This is a genomic window from Mycolicibacterium sp. SMGY-1XX, assembly GCF_059132455.1.
On record NZ_CP101139.1, the window covers coordinates 3,698,783 to 3,721,553 of the forward strand.

At 68.8% G+C, this 22,771-nt stretch carries 23 protein-coding genes and 1 tRNA gene; 10 read left to right on the forward strand and 14 right to left on the reverse strand.

The features are described 5' to 3' along the window. Positions 1-2: 2 nt before the first annotated feature. Positions 3-434, reverse strand: coding sequence for a thiol-disulfide oxidoreductase DCC family protein (locus tag NL241_RS17885; RefSeq protein WP_487694702.1), 432 nt, complete (start codon positions 432-434; stop codon positions 3-5). A gap of 152 nt (positions 435-586) precedes the next feature. On the opposite strand from NL241_RS17885, the gene NL241_RS17890 reads away from it, so the two are divergent. Then, positions 587-1,771 (forward strand): AI-2E family transporter, encoded by a 1,185-nt coding sequence (locus NL241_RS17890; protein ID WP_494394590.1) that lies wholly within the window; start codon positions 587-589, stop codon positions 1,769-1,771. Here NL241_RS17890 and NL241_RS17895 read toward each other — a convergent pair. The 5 genes from NL241_RS17895 to NL241_RS17915 are packed head-to-tail and all read right to left on the reverse strand — an operon-like array spanning position 1,754 to position 6,268. Then, positions 1,754-2,722: a YihY/virulence factor BrkB family protein gene (locus tag NL241_RS17895; protein ID WP_494394591.1), complete on the reverse strand. Its 969-nt coding sequence runs from the start codon at positions 2,720-2,722 to the stop codon at positions 1,754-1,756. The genes NL241_RS17890 and NL241_RS17895 overlap by 18 nt on opposite strands. 17 nt (positions 2,723-2,739) lie before the next feature. Beyond that, positions 2,740-3,633 (reverse strand): diacylglycerol/lipid kinase family protein, encoded by an 894-nt coding sequence (locus tag NL241_RS17900; protein ID WP_494394592.1) that lies wholly within the window; start codon positions 3,631-3,633, stop codon positions 2,740-2,742. Then, positions 3,633-4,379 (reverse strand): phosphatase PAP2 family protein, encoded by a 747-nt coding sequence (locus NL241_RS17905; protein WP_494394593.1) that lies wholly within the window; start codon positions 4,377-4,379, stop codon positions 3,633-3,635. Before NL241_RS17905 ends, NL241_RS17900 begins: the two co-directional genes overlap by 1 nt. Further along, positions 4,376-5,137, reverse strand: coding sequence for a phosphatase PAP2 family protein (locus NL241_RS17910; protein WP_494394594.1), 762 nt, complete (start codon positions 5,135-5,137; stop codon positions 4,376-4,378). Before NL241_RS17910 ends, NL241_RS17905 begins: the two co-directional genes overlap by 4 nt. A 45-nt stretch (positions 5,138-5,182) precedes the next feature. After that, on the reverse strand, positions 5,183-6,268 hold the full coding sequence (locus NL241_RS17915; protein ID WP_494394595.1) for a PGRS repeat-containing protein: 1,086 nt from the start codon (positions 6,266-6,268) through the stop codon (positions 5,183-5,185). A gap of 202 nt (positions 6,269-6,470) precedes the next feature. On the opposite strand from NL241_RS17915, the gene NL241_RS17920 reads away from it, so the two are divergent. Further along, on the forward strand, positions 6,471-9,101 hold the full coding sequence (locus tag NL241_RS17920) for a cellulase family glycosylhydrolase (protein ID WP_494394596.1): 2,631 nt from the start codon (positions 6,471-6,473) through the stop codon (positions 9,099-9,101). Here the strand turns inward: NL241_RS17920 and NL241_RS17925 are convergent. Continuing rightward, a complete protein-coding gene (locus tag NL241_RS17925; RefSeq protein WP_494394597.1) occupies positions 9,098-9,934 on the reverse strand; it encodes an alpha/beta fold hydrolase in 837 nt (278 codons plus the stop codon). The genes NL241_RS17920 and NL241_RS17925 overlap by 4 nt on opposite strands. A 137-nt stretch (positions 9,935-10,071) precedes the next feature. Between NL241_RS17925 and NL241_RS17930 the strand changes: the two genes are divergently transcribed. Beyond that, positions 10,072-10,698, forward strand: a complete 627-nt coding sequence (locus tag NL241_RS17930) for an FKBP-type peptidyl-prolyl cis-trans isomerase (RefSeq protein WP_494394598.1) — start codon at positions 10,072-10,074, stop codon at positions 10,696-10,698. A gap of 3 nt (positions 10,699-10,701) precedes the next feature. After that, positions 10,702-11,388 carry a haloacid dehalogenase type II gene (locus tag NL241_RS17935; RefSeq protein ID WP_487694715.1) on the forward strand — a complete coding sequence of 229 codons (687 nt, stop codon included), beginning with the start codon at positions 10,702-10,704 and terminating at the stop codon, positions 11,386-11,388. Positions 11,389-11,473: 85 nt separating this feature from the next. On the opposite strand, the gene NL241_RS17940 is transcribed toward NL241_RS17935, so the two are convergent. Beyond that, positions 11,474-12,067 carry a hypothetical protein gene (locus NL241_RS17940; protein ID WP_494394599.1) on the reverse strand — a complete coding sequence of 198 codons (594 nt, stop codon included), beginning with the start codon at positions 12,065-12,067 and terminating at the stop codon, positions 11,474-11,476. A 383-nt stretch (positions 12,068-12,450) separates the two neighbouring features. Here NL241_RS17940 and NL241_RS17945 point away from each other — a divergent pair, with 383 nt between their 5' ends. Together NL241_RS17945 and NL241_RS17950 are read left to right on the forward strand one after the other, a co-directional pair. Then, a complete protein-coding gene (locus NL241_RS17945) occupies positions 12,451-13,323 on the forward strand; it encodes an EamA family transporter (protein WP_487694718.1) in 873 nt (290 codons plus the stop codon). A gap of 41 nt (positions 13,324-13,364) precedes the next feature. Continuing rightward, positions 13,365-14,726, forward strand: a complete 1,362-nt coding sequence (locus NL241_RS17950) for an NAD(P)/FAD-dependent oxidoreductase (RefSeq protein ID WP_494394600.1) — start codon at positions 13,365-13,367, stop codon at positions 14,724-14,726. 54 nt (positions 14,727-14,780) lie between these two features. On the opposite strand, the gene NL241_RS17955 is transcribed toward NL241_RS17950, so the two are convergent. Continuing rightward, on the reverse strand, positions 14,781-15,050 hold the full coding sequence (locus tag NL241_RS17955) for a hypothetical protein (RefSeq protein WP_487694721.1): 270 nt from the start codon (positions 15,048-15,050) through the stop codon (positions 14,781-14,783). 106 nt (positions 15,051-15,156) lie between these two features. Between NL241_RS17955 and NL241_RS17960 the strand changes: the two genes are divergently transcribed. After that, positions 15,157-15,522: an Hsp15 family ribosome-associated heat shock protein gene (locus tag NL241_RS17960; protein WP_487694722.1), complete on the forward strand. Its 366-nt coding sequence runs from the start codon at positions 15,157-15,159 to the stop codon at positions 15,520-15,522. A 16-nt stretch (positions 15,523-15,538) separates the two neighbouring features. Further along, positions 15,539-16,315: a DUF6498-containing protein gene (locus NL241_RS17965; protein ID WP_487694723.1), complete on the forward strand. Its 777-nt coding sequence runs from the start codon at positions 15,539-15,541 to the stop codon at positions 16,313-16,315. Here NL241_RS17965 and NL241_RS17970 read toward each other — a convergent pair. Continuing rightward, positions 16,312-17,133, reverse strand: a complete 822-nt coding sequence (locus tag NL241_RS17970) for an SDR family oxidoreductase (protein WP_494394601.1) — start codon at positions 17,131-17,133, stop codon at positions 16,312-16,314. The two genes, NL241_RS17965 and NL241_RS17970, sit on opposite strands and share 4 nt — an antisense overlap. A 120-nt stretch (positions 17,134-17,253) precedes the next feature. Here NL241_RS17970 and NL241_RS17975 point away from each other — a divergent pair, with 120 nt between their 5' ends. Then, positions 17,254-18,165 (forward strand): LysR family transcriptional regulator, encoded by a 912-nt coding sequence (locus tag NL241_RS17975; RefSeq protein ID WP_494394602.1) that lies wholly within the window; start codon positions 17,254-17,256, stop codon positions 18,163-18,165. On the opposite strand, the gene NL241_RS17980 is transcribed toward NL241_RS17975, so the two are convergent. The 4 genes from NL241_RS17980 to NL241_RS17995 all read right to left on the reverse strand — a co-directional run bounded on the left by NL241_RS17980 (position 18,157) and on the right by NL241_RS17995 (position 21,735). Next, a complete protein-coding gene (locus tag NL241_RS17980) occupies positions 18,157-18,444 on the reverse strand; it encodes a hypothetical protein (protein WP_494394603.1) in 288 nt (95 codons plus the stop codon). The genes NL241_RS17975 and NL241_RS17980 overlap by 9 nt on opposite strands. A 71-nt stretch (positions 18,445-18,515) precedes the next feature. Next, complete coding sequence (gene selB / locus NL241_RS17985; protein ID WP_494394604.1) at positions 18,516-20,312, reverse strand: selenocysteine-specific translation elongation factor; 1,797 nt, start codon at positions 20,310-20,312, stop codon at positions 18,516-18,518. After that, a complete protein-coding gene (gene selA / locus NL241_RS17990; protein ID WP_487694729.1) occupies positions 20,309-21,610 on the reverse strand; it encodes an L-seryl-tRNA(Sec) selenium transferase in 1,302 nt (433 codons plus the stop codon). The genes selB and selA overlap by 4 nt, the downstream gene beginning before the upstream one ends. A 29-nt stretch (positions 21,611-21,639) precedes the next feature. Next, positions 21,640-21,735: transfer RNA gene (locus NL241_RS17995), tRNA-Sec, on the reverse strand. Positions 21,736-21,774: 39 nt separating this feature from the next. Between NL241_RS17995 and selD the strand changes: the two genes are divergently transcribed. Beyond that, a complete protein-coding gene (selD, locus tag NL241_RS18000; RefSeq protein WP_494394605.1) occupies positions 21,775-22,746 on the forward strand; it encodes a selenide, water dikinase SelD in 972 nt (323 codons plus the stop codon). Positions 22,747-22,771 lie beyond the last annotated feature (25 nt).

Sequence of the window (22,771 nt, forward strand, 5' to 3'; positions counted from 1 at the left end):
GGCTAGGACAGGAACCGGGCCCGCACCTCGGGCGCCGGAATGGGGCACGTGTCGTGTGTCCCGAAGATGCGGTACCGAATTCGGGCGAAGCCGTCGTAGAGCCGATCTCGCAGCGGCGTGGGAATCAGCCCGGCGAATTTCAGGGCGCGCCATGGACCGCCGAGATACTCCACCACGCGCAGCGCGGCAGCCGACCGGACAGTCACCCGCTCATCGGGTGCGCCGGGGTTGTCGACGTATACGACCGAGTCCACGCCGGCCAGGATCGGATGGCGGACGATCACCTCTCGGGCGAAGTCGCTGTCCAGGGCGGCGAATCGCAGAGTGTTGCGTCGGTCCAGCCGCAGAATGGTCTGCACGGCGCTGTTGCAGAATCCGCAGATCCCGTCATACAACAAGACCGGCCCGGCACCCGATCCCTGCACGTAAGCCATCGGTGACCTCCTTGTCGCTACTTCCGAGTGTTCCCCCGCCCGGCCCGACAATCCGCAAAGGTGAGCGATCAGACACCGATGTGAGCGGGAATCGACGGCCCGGGCACTTCGAATGGCCCGGCGGTGGGTAACTGAGGGGGGTGAAGGACACAATGAGTGCGGTTCCCCGTCGCGGATCTGTCTACGGTGGCCATCTTCGATCGACCGCGGTGGTGGCCGCGCAGTTCATCGCGGTGGCCGCCGCGCTCTGGGTGCTCGCCTGGGTGGTCGGCAAGACGTGGGTGATCATCTTGCCGGTGGCGCTGGCGTTGATCGTCTGCACGGTCTTGTGGCCACCGGTGCGATGGCTGCTGCGCAAAGGCCTGCCGCCGGCGGTAGCGAGCTTGTCGGCGCTGCTGGTCGCGATGGGGGTGATCGCCGGTGTGGTCGCCGCCGTGGCCCCGGCGATCGTCGAGCAGTCCACCGAGCTGGCCGAACAGGCGACGGCGGGGGTGGTGCAGGTGCGCGACTGGCTCGGTGGGCCGCCGCTGAACATCAGTGAGGCACAACTCAATTCAGCGGTCACCGCAATCACCGACCGGCTGAACTCGAGCAGCGCTCAGATCGCCTCCGGCGTCTTCACCGGTGTGGGCGCGGCGACGTCGGCGCTGGTCACCGTGTTCACCACCGTGGTGGTGACTTTCTTCTTCCTGAAGGACGGTCCCCGGTTCATCCCGTGGTTGCGTCGCACCGTCGGGATGCCCGCTGCGCCGCACGTGGCGGAGATCCTCACCCGCGTGTGGTCCACTCTCGGCGGATTCATCCGGACCCAAGCGCTGGTGAGCCTGGTCGACGCGGTGCTCATCGGGATCGGTTTGTTGATCCTGGGGGTGCCGTTGGCGTATGCCCTGGCGATCATCACCTTCATCGGCGGGTTCGTACCCATCGTCGGTGCGTTCGTCGCCGGCGGTCTGGCCGTGTTGGTCGCGCTTGTGTCCAGCGGCCCGGTGAACGCGTTGATCGTGCTGGGAATCATCCTGGCGGTGCAACAACTCGAGGGCAACGTGCTGCAGCCGTGGCTGCAGTCGAAGTCCATGAAACTGCACGCTGTGATCGTGCTGCTGGCGGTGACCCTGGGCGCCTCGACCTTCGGGGTGATCGGCGCGTTCCTGGCGGTGCCCGTCGCGGCCGCTGCGGTGGTGATTCTCCGGTACTACAACGAGCAGGTCGCCGCGCGTGCCGGTGAAGCGCCTCCCGACGACGCTCCCGAGGACGCTTCCGAGGACGAGGCGCCGGCCGACGATGAGCACTTAGAGGACGAGCAGGCGCCCGCGCAGCCTTCACACCCCGCTGGCTGACAACGGGTCCCCCGTCGTGGGCTCGGGCGAGCCGGCACGGACGGCCTCGAGTTGCGCTGCGAACGCCACCCCGAGGAACAATGCGACCGACGACAGGTTGGCCCACAGCAGCAGCGCGAAGATTCCCGTCAACGGACCGTAGGTATCGCCGAAGGACGCGCTCTCGAGCACATACAACGCGAGCGCTCCGGTCAACACCAACCACAGGGCCAGTGCCACTGCCGCTCCGAAGGCCAGCCACGAGTAGCCCGGTTGACGGCGCCGGGGCCCGCGCTCGATGAGGACGGTGAACGACGCCCACGCCAGGACGATCCCCACCGGCCAACTACCCACCGTCCACCACGTCTGGAAGGTCTCACCCAGGCCATATGTCGCCGCCAGCGATTCACCGAGCGCATCACCGGCGATGATGACGACGAAGCCGAGTTGCAACAGCAGGCCGGCGGTCAAGGCCATCAGCAGTGCCCGGCCGTATTTCTTCACCGCGGGCCGGTCACGCTCGATGCCGTAGATGCGGTTGGCCCCCCGCTCGATCTGCCCCATCGCCGTGGTCAACGCGATGATCGCCGCAAGCAACCCGAGCCACAACGCCACCTGGCCGGCCGTCACGCCCTGCTCCTGGGTCCGCGCCGCGGCCTGCTCCACCATGTCCCCCTGCGCCTTGCCGGGCAGTACGCCGGCCACGGTCTGGGTGATCACCTGCGCCACATTCTCCGCGTGCACGGCGCTGGCCAGCCCGACCACGGCGATGATCAGTGGGATGAAAGACAGACACAGCTGCAACGCCAAAGCCCGCGCATGCGAGAAGCCGTCGGCGTATCGGAATCGGATGAACGAGTTCTTGACCAGATTCCACCGCCCGTAACGCCGCAGCGCGGTCAGAGCGTCGTCGGCGGACAGTTCGTCCCCGGAGATGGTGATCGTCTCCGGCACGCGGCTTGCGGTGCCCATGGCAGCCTCCTACCCCGTCACGCGGCCGCAACCACCGTGGGCGGCACCCGAACCACGAGTGCGCCGGGTAGAACGCGCACGTCGATGCGACGGCCTTCGGGGATCACCTCGCCGTCCATCTGCCGCGGTGCCACGCGGTCGGCTTCCACCGAGATCGACTGTCCTCGAAAGCGTTCGAGGTGCGGGATGGTGGTGCGCGGTTTGCGTGCGATCCGGTAGACGACGTGAAGCCAATCGGTCAGAGATCGCGGGGCGACTACGACCACGTCGAGAATCCCGTCGTCGGCTGCGGCGTCGGGCAGTAGCTCCAGTCCGCCTTGGAGTTGACCGACATTGCCCACCAGGACGGTGCGGGCCGTCCTGCGCAGCGGTGTAGCGCCGTCGATGCCCAGTTGCACGTGCAGCACCGGGTCCCGCAGATGCCGCAGGGCGCTCGCGATGTACGCGGGCCAGCCTGCGATCCGCTTCAACTCCTCGGTGGTGTCGGCCATTATCGCCGCATCGAAGCCCATGCCTGCCATCACCGCGAACAGCTGGCCCCCGGCCAATCCCAGATCGATGCGACGGTCCACCCCGTCTACGGCCGTTGCCAGCGCATCATCGAGTTCCAACGGAATCCCGAGGTTGCGCGCAAGCAGATTGCCGCTGCCGACCGGCAGAATCGCGACCGGCAGCCCACTGCCGGCGAGCGCGCCCAGGCACGCCATCACGGTGCCGTCGCCACCACAGACCACGACGAGGTGCGCACCCGAGTCCACCGCCGCCCGCGCCATGCCTGGCCCCGGATCTTGCACTGTGGTCTCCAGCCACAACGATGGTGTCCACCCGGCCGCCGACAGCATCGTGTCGACGTGCTCCCTGACATCTGCCACATCCGACTTCGCCGGGTTGACGATGACCGCTGCCCGCATCAGTCATTCACCAGCCTCCTGTCGGCGTCGACGGCCGCGTCGCGGCGGCCGCCGGCGTCGTGCTTGCGCACGTAGACGATGACGGTGCCCAGCCAGATGGCGCCCAGCAGCACACCGGCGAGCACATCACTCGGATAGTGCATACCGCGATACACCCGGCTGCTTGCGATCGCCAATGGTACTGCGGCGCAGATGAATACGATGGCGACCGTGAGCATTCGGTGCCGGCTGTGCCAGATCGCGATCGCCGCGATCGCACCGTAGAAGCACACGGCCGCCGCGGTGTGCCCCGACGGGAATGACGACGTGGGCGGCGCGACGTCCAGTTGTGGCACGCGGGGCCTGGGCCGGTCGATGAACAACGTCGTCACCATGAACACCGCGGTCTCCCCCGCCACCGCATAGATCACGACCAGCGATTCGCGCCACCTGCCGAACGTCCACCGGAATGCGATTGCGGCCAGCACCGCGAGCGTGATGATGGTCGGAGTCGCCGACAGTGTGGTGATGAACTTGCTCTCCGAGATGCCGTCATTCTGCCGGTGTTCGACAAGCCGCCGGGGCACGTCGGCATCCCATCGACCTACTGCACTCGACGGCAACACGTCGGTGACCAGATACCCCACCAGAACCATCAGCGCAATGAGGCCCAGTGCCGGGACAACCAGCCACCCGACATCGCGTGCGACGCGGCGAATGCCCTGCGGGCGCATCTTCAGGATGTACCCGGTCGCAACGGTGTTCAAGCGCGCGGGGTAGCCCGAGGATGCTCGGCCGTCCCGACGTCTGCGGGCCGTTCCACCGGCTGACCTGTCTCCCGCCGCCACGCCACGTACGCCCATGTCGTCGCGGCCACCCACGCCACGCCGAGCATGACACCGGCCAGCACGTCGCTGAGGAAATGGACGCCGAGCACCACCCGGGCGAGCGCAACGGCACACACCACGACGCACGCCACGACGACGGCCGCAATGCGTCCGCGTAGCGACAGGAAACGCAGTGTCAACAGCAGCAGAACGCAGCAGCCGATGGATGCGCCGAGCGCGTGACCGGACGGGAACGACAGGCCCGGCGCTGACGACACCGGCTCCGGCAGTACCGGACGGGCCCGCCCGACAACGATCTTCAGCGCGAGCCCGAGGGCGGCACCGCCCCATACGGTGGTGAGCAGCCACACCGCATGACGGCGCTCACCGTGCACCAGATACGCCACCGCCAGCAGCGTGAGCAGAGCCCGGAAGACATTCGGATCCAGAACGCGGCTGACAGCTTCGGCCGTCGTCACGAGTCCGGGGTGGGCTGCGTCGATGCGCCTGAACGCCTCGGCGGTACCGATGTCGAGCTGACGCAACGGCGGCCAACCGGCCCGAACCAGCAACAGCAGCACCGCAAAGACCGTCGCGGCCACGAATGTGCCGAGCAGACCTGCACCGAGGCGCAGTCCGAAGTGTTCGTCGGCCCTGCTCAGGTGGTCGTGGATGAACCTCCACGGCTTGCGCGCCATGCCCCCGAGGGTTCCCCGGCGGGGGCGCGGCACACCTCAGGTGTGTCAGTCCGAATCGGAGTCGTCGGAGGTGCTGCCGCTGTCCCCCTGGGAGCCGTTGCGGCCGCCGAACCCGCCGGAGCCACCGGAGCCACCGGCACCGCCGGTCTTGATGCCGCCGACGCTGGTTCCCTCACCGCCGTCACCGCCGTCGCCGCCTCTGCCGAAGCCGATGCCGCCGGAACCACCCGAGCCTCCGTCTCCCCCGGCCACGTCGCCTTCGGCGGCATCGGCCGCGCCGCCTTGGCCGCCCTTGCCTCCGGAACCGAACACACCGCCGCCGGTTCCTCCGGCCCCACCGAGACCACCCTTGGCGTCGCCGTCATCGGAGGTGGCCGAGCCTCCCGCCCCGCCGGTGCCGCCGGTTCCGCCGAAGATGGCTCCGGCTCCACCGGTACCGCCCGCGCCGCCCTCGGCGGAGGTCAGCGGGTCGGCCTCCGAGGAGTCGTCCGAACCGCCGGCGCCGCCGCTGCCCCCACTACCGAAGCCCCAGCCGGCGTTCCCACCGTTGCCGCCGGCGGTGGCCTTGGACACCAGCTCTCCGTCGATGTACACCGCGTCCGCCCCGGCACCGCCCGTGCCTCCGTTGCCCCAGAAGAGGCCACCTGCGCCGCCTGCACCACCGTTGGTGGCGGGCAAATTGTCCTGCGCCACAGCGCCTTTGCCGCCCGCACCGCCGTCACCGAAGAGCCCGGCATTGCCGCCGGTTCCACCGTTGGCGCCTTTACCTCCGTTGCCGAAGAAGATGCCGCCGTTCCCGCCGTTGCAGGCCTCGCCCGTGCAGTCATCCGAGGCGTCGAGGCCATTGCCGATCAACAGCCCACCGGGCCCGAAAAGCGGCTGGAAGCTCAGCGCGTCCGGCGTTTCCAGCGAAGCGGCCGCGGATGTACCCAGCCCACCGTCACAATTCGGGTCCAGGTTGTCGCATTCGTTGGCGACGAGGTGCACCTGCGCGGTGCGCGTGGTCGGCGGCGCGTCAGGCGTGGCCAGCGCCAGGGCGCCCAGGCCCACCATGGCGGCTCCGGCGAGCCCGGCGGTGAAGTACTGTCCGGCCGTGCGCGGCGCAGGCCGGCGTCCACTCGTCACGTACATGTAGAACCCCTTGCGTCAGAGCCCCAACCCGCGACGGTGGGCGCTTGCCTTAGCGTTTCCTGAGAGGAATCGCCCTGATTCTTTAGTTTGCGGCGACCCTGCGTCAAGACCCAATTTCAGCCGACACTCACGTCAATAAAGCGTTGCGGTGCGGCACAATTCCGTGTTCAACCGTCAATAAGCAGTTAACGAGGGACTGTCGGTGGATCACCACGCGCTGAGTCCAGAGGCTTTGCCCGCCGTTCTGCGTGCCGTCGAGGTGTTCGAATCCGCCCCCGCCGATGGACGTCTGCCGTATACATGGTCGATGGCGGCAGCTGCCTATGTCGGTCGAGTCAGCGGTCTGGCGGTCGCGCTCGGAATCGGCGCGGCGCTGACCTCGGGAACGGCGTGGGCCGACAGTGATTCCACTCCACAGGAATCGCACTCCGCACGCACCGCCAAGGCCACGGCAGGCGCCGACAGGACAGAGCGTACTCAGCGCCGATCGACAACAACCCGCAGCGCGGCGTCGTCGACGGATGGTCGAAGCGACCGGGGTACATCGAAACAAGCTGAGCGACAACCAGATACCGACGAATCGGCCACACCGCGGAAACGCGAATCGGCACCACGCATCACCCAGCGAACCACAAACCCGACCACCGAGGAGACGGCAACGTCGGATTCGCCGGCCCGCCGGGAACCCGATGTTCCTGCGGAGGTGTTGCTGACGTCGACGGCGCTGGCCGCGGCGGGTCGCGAGACGACCACCGCTACCGCGTGGGTATCGTTGGCGTACAGTCCGATTCACGCCGCCGCGCAGGACTGGATGCACAGCGACGGCGGTCAGCAGATCGCCGAATGGGTCAACACGCTGGCCGGTTCGTATGTGATCGGCGACGGCGCCGACGGCACTGCAGAACATCCGGACGGCGGCCCCGCGGGGTGGCTACTCGGCGACGGAGGCGACGGCTGGGACGCCACCGGAGCCGGCGCCGTAGGCGGGGCCGGAGGCGCGGCCGGGCTGTTCGGCAACGGTGGTACCGGTGGCGGCGGCGGTGCGGGTGCGGCAGGCGGAAGCGGTGGTACCGGCGGCTGGCTCATGGGTATCGGCGGCGCCGGCGGTACCGGTGGCGACGGCATCGCCGGTGGCGCCGGCGGCGCAGGTGGTAGCGGCGGCGACGCACGCGGCGCGGTTTTCGGCATCGGAGGTCGCGGTGGGGACGGCGGGAAGGGCTCCGACGGCGGCCGAGGCGGCAATGGTGGTGACGGCGCGCAACTTTTGGGCAGTGGTGGAGACGGCGGTGCGGCCGGGAACAGCGGGGTGGGCGGCGAGTCCGTGAGCTTGCCGGCGCTCGGCGGAGCCGGTGGGACCGCAGGATGGCTCGGCGCGCACGGAAAAGTGGGCCGGTCCGGCCGCGATGCCGGGACCCCATGGTCCACAACAGCTTCCGAAACGAGCTTGCCCCCCGTGGTCAACAGCGGGACCTGGTTGACCAACAGCCAGGGGCAGGTGGTCATCCTTCACGGAGTCAACGAGGTGTACAAGCTCGCGCCGTACGACCCGTCGGTCTCGGGTTTCGATGACGACGACGCGGAGTTCCTCGCCGAGAACGGCTTCAACGTGGTCCGGTTGGGCATCATCTGGGCGGCGGTCGAACCCGAGCCCGGAGTCATCGACACCGCCTACCTGTCGTCGATCGAGAAGACGGTGCAGCTGCTGGCCGACCGCGGCATCTACACCATCCTCGACATGCACCAAGACCTCTACAGCACCACGTTCTACGGTGAGGGCGCTCCCGAGTGGGCCTCGTACACCGGCGGACATCCGAACCCGGACGCCGGGTTTCCTGGTGGCTACTACCTCAATCCAGCGCAACAACACGCCTGGGATGCGTTCTGGGACAACGCAGAAGCGCCGAACGGAATTGGCCTGCAGGACAACTACGCGCTGGCGTGGGAGCACGTCGCAAGTCACTTCAGTGGCAACACCGCAGTCATCGGGTACGACATCATGAACGAGCCGTTCCCCGGTTCCTCGTGGTTGTCGACGCTGCTGGGCGGTACGTTCTTCGGGGAGCAGCAGTTGGCGCCGATGTACAACCAGGTGGCCGCCGCCATCCGGGCCGTCGACCCCACGACGGCGCTGTACATCGAACCGGGCAACCCCGCGGTGTCCGAGATTCCCGCCATCCTGGGTCTGCCGCTCAGTTTGGGCGTGGTCGATGATCCGAATGTCGTTCTGGCGTTTCACGATTACTGTGGGCCTGTCGACGGAGGGTTGTGTACCTTCATCGCCGGTGCACTGGCCACCCAGGCCCGGAATTACTCTGTGCGCCACGACATCCCGGCGGTCATGAACGAGTTCGGCGCCACCAGCGACACCTCACAGCTCACTGATCAGATGAGCGCCGCGGACCGGTACTTCATGAGCTGGGCAGTGTGGGCCTACACCGGCAAGGGTGATATCACCGGGTCTCCCGACGTGGAGGCGCTGGTCTACGATCCCGCCTCACCACCGGTCGGCGTGAACGTCAACAGCGGCAACATGGCCATCCTGACCGCGCCCTATCCCCAGCTGATCTCGGGCACTCCGATGGTCTGGTCGACCGCCGACGGCACCCTCCGGTTCAGCTACTCCACCACGGCGGTCGACGGCTCGGGCAGCTTCGGCGCCGGTGCCCCGACCGTCATCTCGGCACCCGCAGCGGCGTACCCGAACGGCTATCACGTCAGCGTCACCGGCGGACGCGTCGTATCAGCACCCGACGCACCTCGCCTGGTCATCGAGTCGATGCCCGGCGCCACCACCATCGAGGTGGTGGTGACCCCCGGACAACCGGGCCTCTAGAAGAGGTCCGGCGTCGCAGGCGGCACGTCGTCGAGGAAGGCGGTGACCATCGGCACCAGCAGCGCCGACTCCCCGGACAGGCCGACGTGCGACATCGCGGGCAGCACCACCAATCGCGCCGGCGGAGCCTTCTCCAACATTCCCGTGGCCGCGGCGTTTTTGTCTCCGCCACCACGCAGCGTGAACATCTGCACTGCGTGCTCGAGGCGCACACCGTCGGCGTCACCGACGATCACCATGGTGGGCGCGGTGATCGACCGCATCTGCGCATCGCTGATGTCCTGGTCGTCGATGTTGAGGCGCTTCATCTTCTCGAGATAGGCAGTAAAGGCCGTCGCGTCCGGTGTGTGGTCGAGGAACGCTGCCTCGACCGGTGTGCCGGCGAACGCCTCGGCGGTCAGGGTCGCGATGGAGTCGAAAACCTCCTGGTACCAACCCTCTTTGCGATAAGTCGCCGCCATGGTGACCAACTTGTTCACCAGCGCCTGGTGCCGGATCGCGAGCTGAATCGCCACTCCGCCGCCTTGGGAGTAGCCCATCACATCGGCACGTTCCACGTGCAAAGCTTGCAGCAGCGCAGCGGCGTCGTCGGCGAACTGCTCATACGACATGAGGCGCGGGGTGTCCGGGGTGCGGCCGTGCCCCTGTTGGTCGAAGACGATCACGCTGCGTTCGCGCGCGAACGCGTACGCCCACGCGGCCATCGACTCGACGGACATGAAAGCACCCGGAATCAACAGCAACGGCGGGCGACGCGCGTCGAGGTCGCCGTACACCTCGTAGTAGAGGTTCAGTCCGTTGATCGGCACATATCCGCCACGCGAAGCTGTCATGACCATCTGATGTTCTTCCTTCCACCGCCAGAGTCAGTTGAGACCGCGGCCGCCCGCCGAATTCATCGCCGCATTTCACCCGCAGAGTCCTTCGCCCCCTACCGGCGGCGTCATGCGGCCTCTGTAGCGTGACAAGCGTGAACTCCTCCCGTGTGCCGTCTTCTCTCGCACTGGCGGCGTGTGCCGCATCGCTTGTCCTGACCCTCACCGCATGCGGCTCTGACAGCGACTCCACGTCGGCCAGCTCCCCGTCCGTGGCCGAGATGGTGACCTCCGAGGTCACCGCGCCGGCTCCCGCCTCCAGCGGCTGCCCGACAGCGGCGCCGGAGAACACGGGCTCGCCCGAATGGACGTTGCCGGGAACCACCGGCAGTGTCGCGGTCAGCGGTTCCACCGACACGGCGGCACCGCTGGTCAATGTGGAAGCCCCGTTCAGCGTGGCGGAGACCCAGGTGCACACGTTGCAGCCCGGGGACGGGCCCGTCGTGGCCGACACCGCGACGGTCTCGGTGTGCTACATGGGCGTCAACGGACGTGACGGAACGGTGTTCGACAGCAGCTACGAGCGCGGCGCTCCGGTGGACTTCCCGCTCGACGGCGTGGTTCCGGGCTTCCAGAAGGCCATCGCCGGACAACAGGTCGGCTCCACCGTCGCGGTGGCGATGGTTCCCGCCGACGGTTATCCGCAGGGTCAGCCCGCCGCAGGTATCGAGCCCGGCGACACCCTGGTCTTCGCCATCAAGATCCTCGGCGCGTCAGGCTGAGCCATGCCGATTCGCGCGCTCGTCTTCGACGTCTTCGGAACGCTCGTCGACTGGCGCGGCGGCGTCTCCCGGGCGTTCCGCGCGGCGGGGCTCCCCGGCGACCCCGATGAGCTGGCCGATGCGTGGCGTGCGCGGTACCAGCCGATCCTGAGCGAGGTCAACGACGGAGCGCGGGCGTGGGGCACGTTCGACGAACTACATCTGGTGACCCTCGATGACCTGCTGGCCGAGCGCGGCATCACCGCATCTCCGGAGATCCGCCACACCCTGGTGCGGGCCTGGCACCAGCTCGATCCGTGGCCGGATGTGAAGGCCGGCCTCGAGGACCTCCGCCGCAACCACGTCACGGCGCCGTTGTCGAACGGGCACATCGCACTGCTGGTCGATCTTGCCCGGCACGGCGATCTGCGATTCGACTGTGTGTTGTCGGCGGAGCTGGCGAACGCGTACAAACCGGCTGCCAAGGCGTATCTGACGGCTGCCCGCCTGCTCGACTCGGACCCGTCGGAGGTGATGTTGGTGGCCGCGCATCCCTCCGATCTCGCCGGTGCCCGCGCAGCAGGGCTCAGGACCGCGTTCGTCGACCGGCCGCTGGAGTTCGGTCCCGCCACCGGTTCTCGCGCCGACCCGCATGCGGACGTCTCGGCCGGCGACCTCCGGGAGCTGGCCCAGTTGCTCGCGCACGACTGAGCAGCAGCGGGTTGACGGCTCGGCGGCCAGGGCTGTCAGGGTCGGCCAGCGAGGGCAGCAACCTGGGTTGCTGCCCTCATGGACGTCACGGTGCCGGCGGAGCCGGTGCAGGCGGAGCCGGGAAGATCGGTGCGGCCGGGTCGCCCGCAGGCGCGTCGTACCACCCTGGAGGCGGCGGACCGCTGAGGGGGTGATAGCCCTCGGGCAGAGGAGGCCCGCCGGGTTGCGCCTCAGCCGAGGAGCGCTCCCCCGGCGACGTGGTGGATTCCGGGGCGTTGATCGACACGAATCCCGGTGGCAGCGCCGGCGCCGGGCCCGCGCCCGGCGGCGGTGGCGCAGGCGCGCCGGCGGGGCCACCCGCGAGCGCCCCGACGGGATCACCGCTGCGCGCCGCGCGCCAGATGTCACCGAGATACCCGAACGGGCTCCCCGAATTGCCCTGTCCGTAGACCGGGTTCGCCATCTGCGGCACCGGCGGCGGGCCCGGTGGAGGTGGCGGCGGCAGAACCGGTGCCGGCGGAGCACCCGCGACGGGCTGACCGGGCGGCGCCGGAATGGGCTCGATGGGTTCGGCGGCGGCCTGACCTGCCATCAGCAGCGCGCCACCGGCCAAGAGCACGCTCGCGGTTGCGGCCCGTGCAGCACGGGCGCGTGGCGTCGCGCGGTTGTGTTCCGTCATGAATCCCGGGTGTCCCTCTCTGCCGGCGCCGGCAAGGCGTCCTGAAAGCTCCCAGGACCCGACTTTTCCTGGACAGGCTATCCCGTTGCCTGGTTGGCGTCAGCACATTGCCGGGGGCCGGGCGTCGTCCGAGCCGCGAGGGTATGACGAAATGCCTGCTCAGGTTCAGAACGCTGCGGCGGGCTGTTGCGTCCCGCCCGCGTGAAAGTTATGGTCTATACCAGTCTGTGCGTCTAGGGTTCCGCGGCTTGCGCCGGTCTGGTCCGAGCGTCGCCAGGCGGTCTGCCGTGAGGTTCACCGCCCACACCCATGGGACAAAAACCTAGAGGGGCTCTCGAGTAGATGCTGCCCGGCTCCGGTTGGGCACAACCGCAAGGAGCCCCGTGAACGTCGTTGCCGCAGCGCCTATTACGATTCCCGTGCTGGGTGTGGTGATCCTCGCCGGGTTGTTGCACGCGGGATGGAACGCGGTGGCGCACTACATTCCCGATCGCCGCGCCGGGCTGGCCTTGCTGGCCCTCGCCTATACCGTGGTGACCGTTCCGTTGACTTTCGTGTGCACCACGCCCCCCGCGGCCGCCTGGCCATGGATCATCGCGTCGGGGGTGGTCCATGTGGGGTACGGATTCTGCCTGCTGCGCAGCTACCGACTCGGTGATTTCGGGCAGACCTATCCGCTGGCCCGCGCCGTCGCGCCGCTGCTGGTGGTCGCGGTGGGCGCCCTCGCCCTACAGCAACATCTGCAGCCGCACAGTTGGCTCGGACTGGCATTACTGTGCGGCGGGATCGTGCTGGTGGCCGCCGGCGGTCGCGGTGCTGCGCGGTCAGGCGGGGCCACCACCGCCGCGGTGGCCACCGGCGTCCTGATCGCCACCTACACCGTCATCGACGGGATCGGCGTCCAGCATGTGCCCGACGCCATCGACTACGTGATCTGGATGTTCGCGCTGCAGGGACCCCTGACCCTGCTCGCAGTGGCGGCCATCCGCGGTCCGAGACAACTCGCCGCTGACTGCCGCCCGTATCTCGGCATCGGTGCAGCCAGCGGGGTGGTCTCGTTGCTGGCCTACGGTGCCGTCATCTGGGCCCAGGGCCAGGCGGCCGGTAACACCGGGATCATCGCGGCCACCCGCGAGATCGGCATCGTATTCGCCGCTTTCATCGGGCGCCTGGTCTTCGGGGAACGGTTGGGTGCCGGCCGCGCTGTGGGCGCCGCAGCCGCGATGGCCGGCATCGTGACACTCAACGTCAGCTGAGCCTCCCCCAGCTGACGTGCGGAACCGGGTAGACCGGAGGCATGACACAGGATCGGACACGGGTGTTGATCATCGGCGGCGGATTCGGTGGGCTGTTCTGCGCCCGCAGGTTGGGCGGCGCCGACGTCGACGTCACGCTCCTGGACCGCGCGGCGTGCCATGTCTTTCAGCCATTGCTGTACCAGTGCGCCACGGGCACCCTGAGCATCGGTCAGATCAGCCGGTCGCTGCGCCAGGAGCTGGCGCACCATCACAATGTCACCACTCTGCTGGGCGAAGCCTGCGACCTGGACCCGGACGCACGTCGGGTCACGGTGCGCCGGCCCGACGGCAGCACCTTCACCGTCGACTACGACCTACTGGTCATCGCCGTCGGCATGCGGCAGGCGTACTTCGGGCACGAGGATTTCGCGCAGTGGGCGCCCGGAATGAAAACCCTCGACGACGCCGTCAGCGTCCGCCGCCGGTTGTTCGGCGCCTTCGAGATGGCCGAGACGCTTCCGCCCGGTCCCGACCGGGACGCCTGGCTGACCTTCGCCGTAGCCGGGGGCGGACCCACCGGGGTGGAACTGGCGGGACAGATTCGGGAGTTGGCCACCCGCACGCTGGCCCAGGAGTTCCACAGCATCGAACCCGAGGACGCCCGGGTGATGCTCTTCGATGGCGGCGAACGGGTGCTGGGAACTTTCGCCCCGGCGCTGACCGACAAGGCGACGCGCATCCTGGAAGACCTCGGCGTCGAACTGCACCTCGGGGTGCACGTCACGGATGTCCGCCCCGACGGCATCACCGTGACATCGAAAAGCGGTGGCGCTTCGCAGGATTACGCGGCGCGGACCGTGCTGTGGACCGCCGGTGTGGAAGCCGTGCCCTTCGCCCGCCGGGCCGCCCAGGCGCTGGGCGCCTCCACCGACCGCGCGGGCCGCATCGCGGTGGAGGCCGACCTCACGGTGCCCGGTCATCCCGAGGTGTTCGTCATCGGCGATCTCGTGGGCCGGGACCACCTTCCGGGAGTTGCCGAGAACGCGATGCAGGGCGGTCTGCATGCGGCCGCCTGCATCCGAGGCGATCTGGACGGTAAATCTCGCAAACGGTACCGCTACCGGGACCTGGGTTCGGCGGCCTACATCAGCCGCGGACACGCGATCCTGCAGGTCGGCCCGATCAAGGTGGCAGGCTTCCTGGGCTGGGTGGCTTGGGGTTTCATCCACATAGCGTTCCTGACCGGGGTGCAGAACCGGATCAGCACAGTGGCGTCGTGGCTGTCCTCGATCTCGCGGTCCCGTCGCAGCGACCGGACTTTCACCCTGGGCAGCACCACCTCACCCGAGCATCCCTACGACTGGCTGAAGTTGATGCACCCGCACATGATTCAGCGACGCGACGAGCAGGAATCCGCCTGAACCCAAAGGCCACCGCAGACCGGAGTCTGCGGTGGCCTTTGGGCTCGAAACGGATCAGTACGTCGGGACGAACACGCCGTTGACCCAGACGCCCCAATGCTGCCAGCCCTCGTCCCACACCTGCGGATTGCCCTGCGCCCACAGCGGGTCAACCGGCTTCGGCGGCGCCCACGCCGGTGGGGTACCAGTGCTCGGCCCGGCCGGCGGCACCGGCGGCGGCGTCCAGCCCGGCTCCGCCGTTGCAGTGGCAGCGCCGACGCCCATCGCTCCCGCGGTCAGCCCGCCCAGCACCGCTGCTCCGGCAAAGACCTGCTTCCATTTCACGGGGACCACTCCAATCCCGGGTCTGCGACGACCCGCATTCGCTACGACAGGGTTCTACTAACCGGATCGCAGCGTCGGTAAACACCTGTCAGCAATGATGGACGGTATGGAGTCGACCCGTGTGGACCGCTGGTTGTGGGCGGTGCGCCTGACCAAGACCCGGCCGGACGCCGCCGAGGCCTGCCGCGGCGGGCACGTCCGCGTCAACGACCGGCCCGCCAAACCCTCGACGATGGTGTCCCCCGGCGACACCGTCCGCGCCCGTCTGGGTGACACCACCCGGATCGTCGAGGTGGTGCAGGTGATTCAGAAGCGGGTCGGCCCTCCCGTCGCCGTGACCTGCTATCTGGATCGCACACCTGCGCCTCCCCCGACGCCCTATGTTCCGGTCGCGGTCCGCGACCGGGGCGCGGGCCGGCCCACGAAACGTGACCGGCGGCTGCTGGACAAATGGCGCGCCGGCCAGATCTGAGTGCGACGATGACGGCGTGACACGTCTCGCCCACGTCCTGGCCCTGCTGGGTGTCATCGCGGTGCCCGTCGTGGGCTGGTTCGTGCAGGACTGGTCGGGCGCCACCACGCTGGCGGTGTACTGGTTCGAAACCCTGGCGGCATGTGTGTTCATCTCGGCCAGGATCCTTGTCCACCAACGCTGGTCACCGCGCCGCGGCCATTTCAGATATCAGGGGCCGAGTTCGGGCGGCCGCAGTGGGCAGGTTGCGTCGTTCGTGTCGGGTTTCGCCCTGGTCAGCTTTGCGTTCACCGCGGTCCACGGTGTGTTCCTGGGTGCCATCCTGTTCCTGTTGAACCACAACGGTTACGGGCAGCTCGCCGCGATCGAGTGGCGCAGTGTGGGCTTCGGTTGCCTGACTGTGGCGCTCCTGCTCGCGTTCGACTTCGCCGTAGACCTGCTGACCTTGCGGCAGTGGACGTTCTGGCAGCTGGAGCAGGTGGCCAACCAGGCCCTCAGCCGCGTCATGGTGGTGCACCTGACGCTGATCATCGGCTTCATCGGGATCGCGGTCACCAACACCTCCTCGGCGTTCTTCGGGGTGTTCGTGGTCCTGAAGAGCCTCGCCGCGCTCAGCGGCGTGGTACCCCAGTGGGAACCGGCGGTGGCCCCGAAGTGGCTGAGCAACATCATGAACCGCGTGCCGAATGTGCACCCGGGCAAGAAGTTCGAGGACTTCTGGGCCAAAGACCGTGCCGACGAGCGCGCCCGGCGGGAGCGCAACGAAGAGCCATGGGTGGCCCGCCGAAGCTAGGTGGTGTCGAAATCGGCGGTGGCGGCGTTGTCGCGCTGGGCGGCGAGCTCGATGAGCCGGTTCGACACCGCCTCGGTGACCAGTGACCACGCGTCGGAACCGAGCACCAGCCGTCGCGGCGGGTCATCGTCCTCAGTGGCGCGAATGATGGCTGCCACAGTCTTTTTCGGGTCGTCGGTCATGTCCTCGGGCGCGGTGGGAGGCCGGTCGGCCGGGCCGCCCCGATAGGGTTCGCTGACCGGAACCCGGGTGGCCGCATCGAAGAACCCGGTGCGCACGACGCCCGGTTCGATGAGGGTGGTGCGGATTCCGAACGGCTCGACCTCGACGGCCAGCGAGTCGTAGAACCCTTCGATACCCCACTTGGTCACGTGGTAGAGCGAGAATGCCGGAAACGTGATGTGCCCACCCATGCTGGACATCTGCATCAGGCGGCCGCCGCCCTGTGCCCGCAGATGCGGCACCACGGCACGCGCGAGTTGGATGGAGCCGGTGAGGTTGGTGGCAATCATCTGATCGATCTGGTTGTCGCTGAGGTCTTCTGCGACGCCGAACACGCCGTACCCCGCGTTGGACACCACGACATCGATCCGGCCGAGTGACCTGAAGGCCTCGTCGACGACGTGGCGCACCGCGGTGGTGTCGGTGACATCCAGGGGCCGTCGCCACAGCCGATCACCGAATCGTGCCGCCAGGTCGTCGAGTTGCTCCGGGCGCCGAAGCGTCGCGGCCACCGTATCGCCGCGTTCGAGCACCTGCTCGACGAGTTCACGCCCCATCCCGCGGGATGCACCGGTGATGAACCAGGTCCTGCTCATGTCACTCCTCCTGTCGGTGTTCTCGACCCACACAACCAGCCCGGCACCGCCAACAATCCATTCGCGGTATGACGGTTGCGAGTGTTAGCCATAACAAATACGCATGGGTACTGTGAGCTGATGGCCGAGCTGAACCTGGAGGGTCTGCGGGTGTGCCGCGAAGTCGCATCACTCGGATCGTTCAGCTCCGCGGCGCGCGCACTCGGGTACTCCCAGCCCGCGATCTCGCGGCACGTGGCCGCGATGGAAGACGCCGCGGGTCACCAACTGTTCGTGCGTGAGGTGCGCGGGGTCAGCGTGACCCCGGCCGGCGCCGTCCTGGTGGAACACGCGGCACGCATCCTGGGTGCCGTCGACACCCTGCGGCACCAACTGGGCGGCCTCGGCGACCGGCTCGCCGGGCGGGTGGCCGTCGGCGCGTTTCCCGCCGCGATGTCGGTCCTGCTCCCCCGCACGGTGGCGCGGCTGGCGACCGAGCATCCCGGGCTCACAGTCGGTCTCGCGGAAGCGTCCACCCCCACGCTGCTGCGTGATCTCCGCACCGGTCGACTCGACATCGCCGTCATCGGGGTGGGCTCCGGACTTCCCGACTATGACCTCGAGGGGCTGGCCACCCACCGGGTGTATGCCGGTGATCTGTGCGTCGCGGTGCCGGACGACCACCGGCTGGCCGGATCACGCGAGGTGGCGGTGGGTGAACTGGCCGGCGAACCGTGGATCGCCGGGACCGGGTCGACGGGTGATCCCCAGTTCGCCGCATGGCCGACCCTTCGCGAGCCGGTGATCCGCTACCGGGTGCGGGCCTGGCCGGCGCGGCTGGGCCTGGTGGCCGCGGGCCTGGGCGTGTGTCTGCTTCCGGAGATGGCCGCTCCGTCGGTGCCGGACGGTGTGACCACCGTCCGTGTCGAGGATCCACAGTGGCTCGGTCGCCGCACCCTGGCGCTCACCGCCACCGATGCCCCCGAGGCAGCGCTGGCGGTGGTGGCGGCGTTACGAAGCGCCGCAAGCGGAATCACCGGCGAATCAGACTGACGGCGCAGCGACCTCGGCCTCCCACCGCGCTCTCCGCTGTTCCTCCGACTGCTCCCACCACGGTGGGTCACCACGTTCGCCGAGCGCCACTTTCGCCGCCTGCACGCCGGCCCTCGAGGAGGGCTCTTCCTCGGTGCCCTTGGTTCGGCGCACCTCTCGGCGCCAGGCCATCAGGATGCGGGTCAGCTCGGCGCGCCTGGCTTCGGGTATGGCCGGATCCGTTGCACGCCAGCGCCGGCCGTCGGCGACGATGTAGCGCCCGTCCTCGGTGTGGGTCATGGACACCGGTGTCCTCCTGGGCCTGTGTTCGGGGTCTCCCCGGTGTACCCATCCCGGCGCAGGGAGACTCCTCAGCGCACGACTTGGCGGTGACCTGCATCGAGTCGGCGAGTCCAGCCGCGTCCGTCCAGATGTTCCAGCAGCGGGATCGCGACGCGCCGGGTGGTGTCGAGCGCCTGGCGGGCCTGACTGGTGGTGAACGGCTGAGGCAGGGCGGCCAGCGCACGCATGGCCAACGCCGGAGCCGTCGGCAGCAACACCACACCGTCGCGTAACCGCAGCACCCGCCCGGCCCGTTCCGCGGCGGCCAGCTCACGCGCCCCGAGCTGCAACGCGGCCAGATCGTAGGCTTCCGGGGCGTGAAACGGCGCCTGACGCAACCGGGCTTCCAGCTCGGCGATGGCAGACTCGGCCGGGCCCAGGTGGTCGTCGGCGCCCGGCAACCGGATCCGGCCGTTGTGTTGTTCGAGGCCGGCGCCGCTGATCACGGTATTCAGCAGGGAGATGTCTGGGAGAGCCAGCAGATCCCCGGCCGCCCCCCGCGACAGTCCCCCGGACAACGGGTCTCGCTGCGCCAGCTGCTGCACCGCGGCGTGAAGCTGCTGCTGCCAGGCGGTCAGAGCCGTTGCGTGCACCCACCAATCGCCGAGCACCACAACCTGCTCTGGCACGCCGGTGTGCTCGGTGAGTACACCGAGCCGGCGCAACAGGCTCGAATGCGCCGCACCGCGCCGGGCGATTTCGGTTGTGATGTCGCCGGTGCTGTCCAACCGCGACAACGACACCGCACGACGCGCGCTGTCACCGCGTCGCTGCAAGACCGGCGGGTCGGCGTCGAGAACCTGCGCTCCACCCACCACACGGCGGCTGCCGGGGTCGCGCAGCACCACACGATCACCGGCCACCAACGGCAACGCCTCGTCGAGCGTGAGGCGGGCGTGGTTATCGTCGAACACACGCATCCTGGCCGGGACGGCCGCAGATCCCACATGCAGCACCACGTGCCCGGGCGCCTCGGACAGGACATCGCCCGTGGTGCGCCGAACGTCGAGAACCCCTGTGCGCAGCCATGAATCAGGGGTTAAGAGGGTGTCGCCCCGCCGGATGACCTCGTGGGGCACGCCACGGAGATTCAGTGCAACTCGATTCGTCGGGCCGAGTTCAGAACAGGGGACGCCCCGGCTCTGCACCCCGCGGACGGTGACGGTGCGGATGTCGTTGCGCCCGAGCAGTTGCAGTGTGTCGCCGCGGGAAAGTGTTCCGGCCGTGAGTGTTCCGGTGACGACGGTACCTGCGCCGGCGATGGTGAAGGACCGGTCCACCCACAACCGGACCCGCGCCGTGGGGTCCGGCTCAGGCACTTGCGCCAGCACCCCGTCGAGAGCCGCCCGCAGATCGTCGAGGCCGGTGCCGGTCTTCGCCGAGACCACAACCGCGGGTGCGTCGTGCAGGCCGGTGTCGGCGAGTTCGGCGTGCACCCGGGCCAGCACCTCGGCCACGCGATCGGGGGCCCGGTCGGCTTTGGTGATCACCACCAAACCGTGGCGGATGTCGAGTGCGGCAATGGCGTCCCGATGGTCACCGGATTGCACCTGCCAGCCCTCGTCGGCGGCCACCACAAAACACACCACCGGTGCCGGACCGAGACCGGCGAGTGTGTTGCCGAGGAATCGTTGATGACCAGGCACATCGACAAAGGCCACGTCATGTCCGGAAGGTGTTACCGTCCAAGCAAAGCCGAGATCGATGGTGAGGCCGCGGCGACGTTCCTCCTCCCACCGGTCGGGCTCGATTCCGGTCAAGGCACGGATCAGCGTGCTCTTCCCGTGGTCGACGTGACCAGCGGTGGCCACGACGAACCCGCTCACTTCTCGAGCGCTGACCGTACGGCGACCAGCAACCGGCCGTCGTCGGCCTCGGGGATACACCGCAGGTCGATCAGGCACGCCCCGTCGTGCACGCGGGGCAGCACCGCCGGATCCCCCGCCCGCAGCGCCGCCGCGGCGGCCTCGGGTAGCCGAACCGCCCATCCGTGCAGCGGCACACCGGGTGCTCCCCCGCCGCCCACCCGGCCGTCGTGCGCTACCACGGTGGCGCCCACAGCGTCGGCGAGCGCCTGCGCACGCGCGCGCAGCGCCTCCGGGTCGGCGTGCAGTGCAGCAGTCACCGGAGATGTTCCCGCTGTCACGGTCGCCTCGACGGCCGCCAAGGTGAGTTTGTCGGCCCGCACCGCCCGCGCCAGTGGGTGTTTGGCCATCCGCGCCACCACGTCGGCGCGGCCGAGCACGATGCCGGCCTGCGGCCCGCCGAGCAGTTTGTCGCCGCTGGCGGTCACCAGATCGGCACCGGCGCTCAACGAGGTGAGAGCGTCGGGTTCGTCGGGCAGCGACGGGTCAGGCGCCAGCAGCCCGCTACCCAGGTCGGCCACCAGTGGAATACCCTGCGCCGCAGTGATTTCCTTGAGTTCGGGCAGTTCCGCGGCGGCGGTGAACCCATCGACCCGGAAATTGCTCGGATGCACCTTCAGGACACATCCGGTGTCGGGCCCCAACGCGTCGAGATAGTCACGCAGGTGAGTGCGGTTCGTCGTCCCGACTTCGCGCAGTCGCGCTCCGGTGGAGGCGATCAGGTCGGGTAGTCGGAACCCCGCGCCGATCTCGATCAATTCGCCGCGGCTGATCACCACCTCACGGCCGGACGCCAGCGCCGTGGTGGCCAGCACCAGCGCGGCCGCACCGTTGTTGACGATCAGCGCGTCGTCGGCGGCCGGGCAGGCGTCCAGCAGGGCTTGCCGGGCTGCGACGCCGCGTTTGGATCTGGCGCCGCTGGCCAGGTCCAATTCGACGTCGACATACCCGCTTGCGGTGATCAGCGCCTGGACTGCCGCCGGCGCCAAGGGGGCCCGCCCGAGATTGGTGTGCACCACCACCCCGGTGGCGTTGAGGACCGGACGCAGGCTGGTGACCCGATGATCGGCGACCGCCGCCGTCACGGCGGCCGTCACCTGGTCCGGCGCGAGATCGCCCCGGCGCGCCCGCTCCTGGGTGTCCCGCACGAGGGCGCGAACGGCCTGTTCACCCAACGTTGTTCGGGCCGCGCGTACGGCGGGCAGGGCCAGCAGTTGGTCGGTGCGCGGGATCCGCCGGCGCGGGTCGGGCTCGCTCACATCCCTCCTCCGGGCAGTGCTGCGGCTTCTGGCGGAGGCGGACGGGAATCGAACCCGCCAGACCGAGATACTCGATCTCACCGGTTTTGAAGACCGGGGGGACCACCAGGAACCCTGACGCCTCCGTGCTCAAACGTAGTCGGCCCGGCTTCTAGACTTTCAGGGTGACTCGGCTTACTGGCTACGCGCACGGCGGGGGTTGTGCCTGCAAGATCCCTCCCGGTGAACTCGAGGAGGCGGTACGCGGCCTGACCGGGCAATCCGGGGACAACGTACTGGTGGGGCTCGACGACGGCGACGACGCGGCTGCGGTTCTGGTCGGCGACATCGCGGTGCTGTCGACGGCGGATTTTTTCACCCCGGCGGTCGACGACGCCTACGACTGGGGTCGCATCGCCGCGGCCAATGCGCTTTCCGATGTGTACGCCATGGGTGGTCGGCCGGTGGTCGCGATCAACCTGGTGGGGTGGCCGCGGGACCTGTTGCCGATGGAGCTGATGACCGAGGTGCTGCGGGGCGGCCTTGCGGTGGCCTCGGAGGCGGGTTGCCCGGTGATCGGCGGGCACTCGATCGACGATCCCGAGCCGAAGTACGGCATGGCGGTCACCGGCGTGGCCGACCCGTCGCGTCTGCTGCGCAATGACGCCGCGGAGGTGGGTCTGCCGTTGACCCTGACCAAACCGTTGGGTGTCGGCCTGCTGAACAACCGCCACAAGCAGACCGGCGAGGTGTTCGAGGAGGCCATCGCCTCGATGACCGCGCTGAACCGGGAGGCCGCCGAACTGGCCGTGGCCGGCGGGGTGCGCGCCGCGACCGACGTCACGGGTTTCGGATTACTGGGACACCTGTACAAGTTGTGCCGGGCCTCGGGTGTGGGAGCGGTGATCGACCGCGCCGCGGTGCCGGTTCTCGACGCGGCACGGGTGGCGCTGCGCGACGGGTATGTCTCGGGCGGGACCCGGCGCAACCTCGACTGGGTGCGACCGCACCTGACGACCGGCGCGGAGGTGTCCGAGGACGATCTGCTGGTGCTGGCCGACGCGCAGACCTCGGGCGGGCTGCTGGTGGTCGGTGAACTGCCGGGTCATCCGGTGATCGGGCAGATCGTGGCGGGTTCGGGTATCGAGGTGCGGTGAGTAGGTTCACCGGTGCTATGCCGGG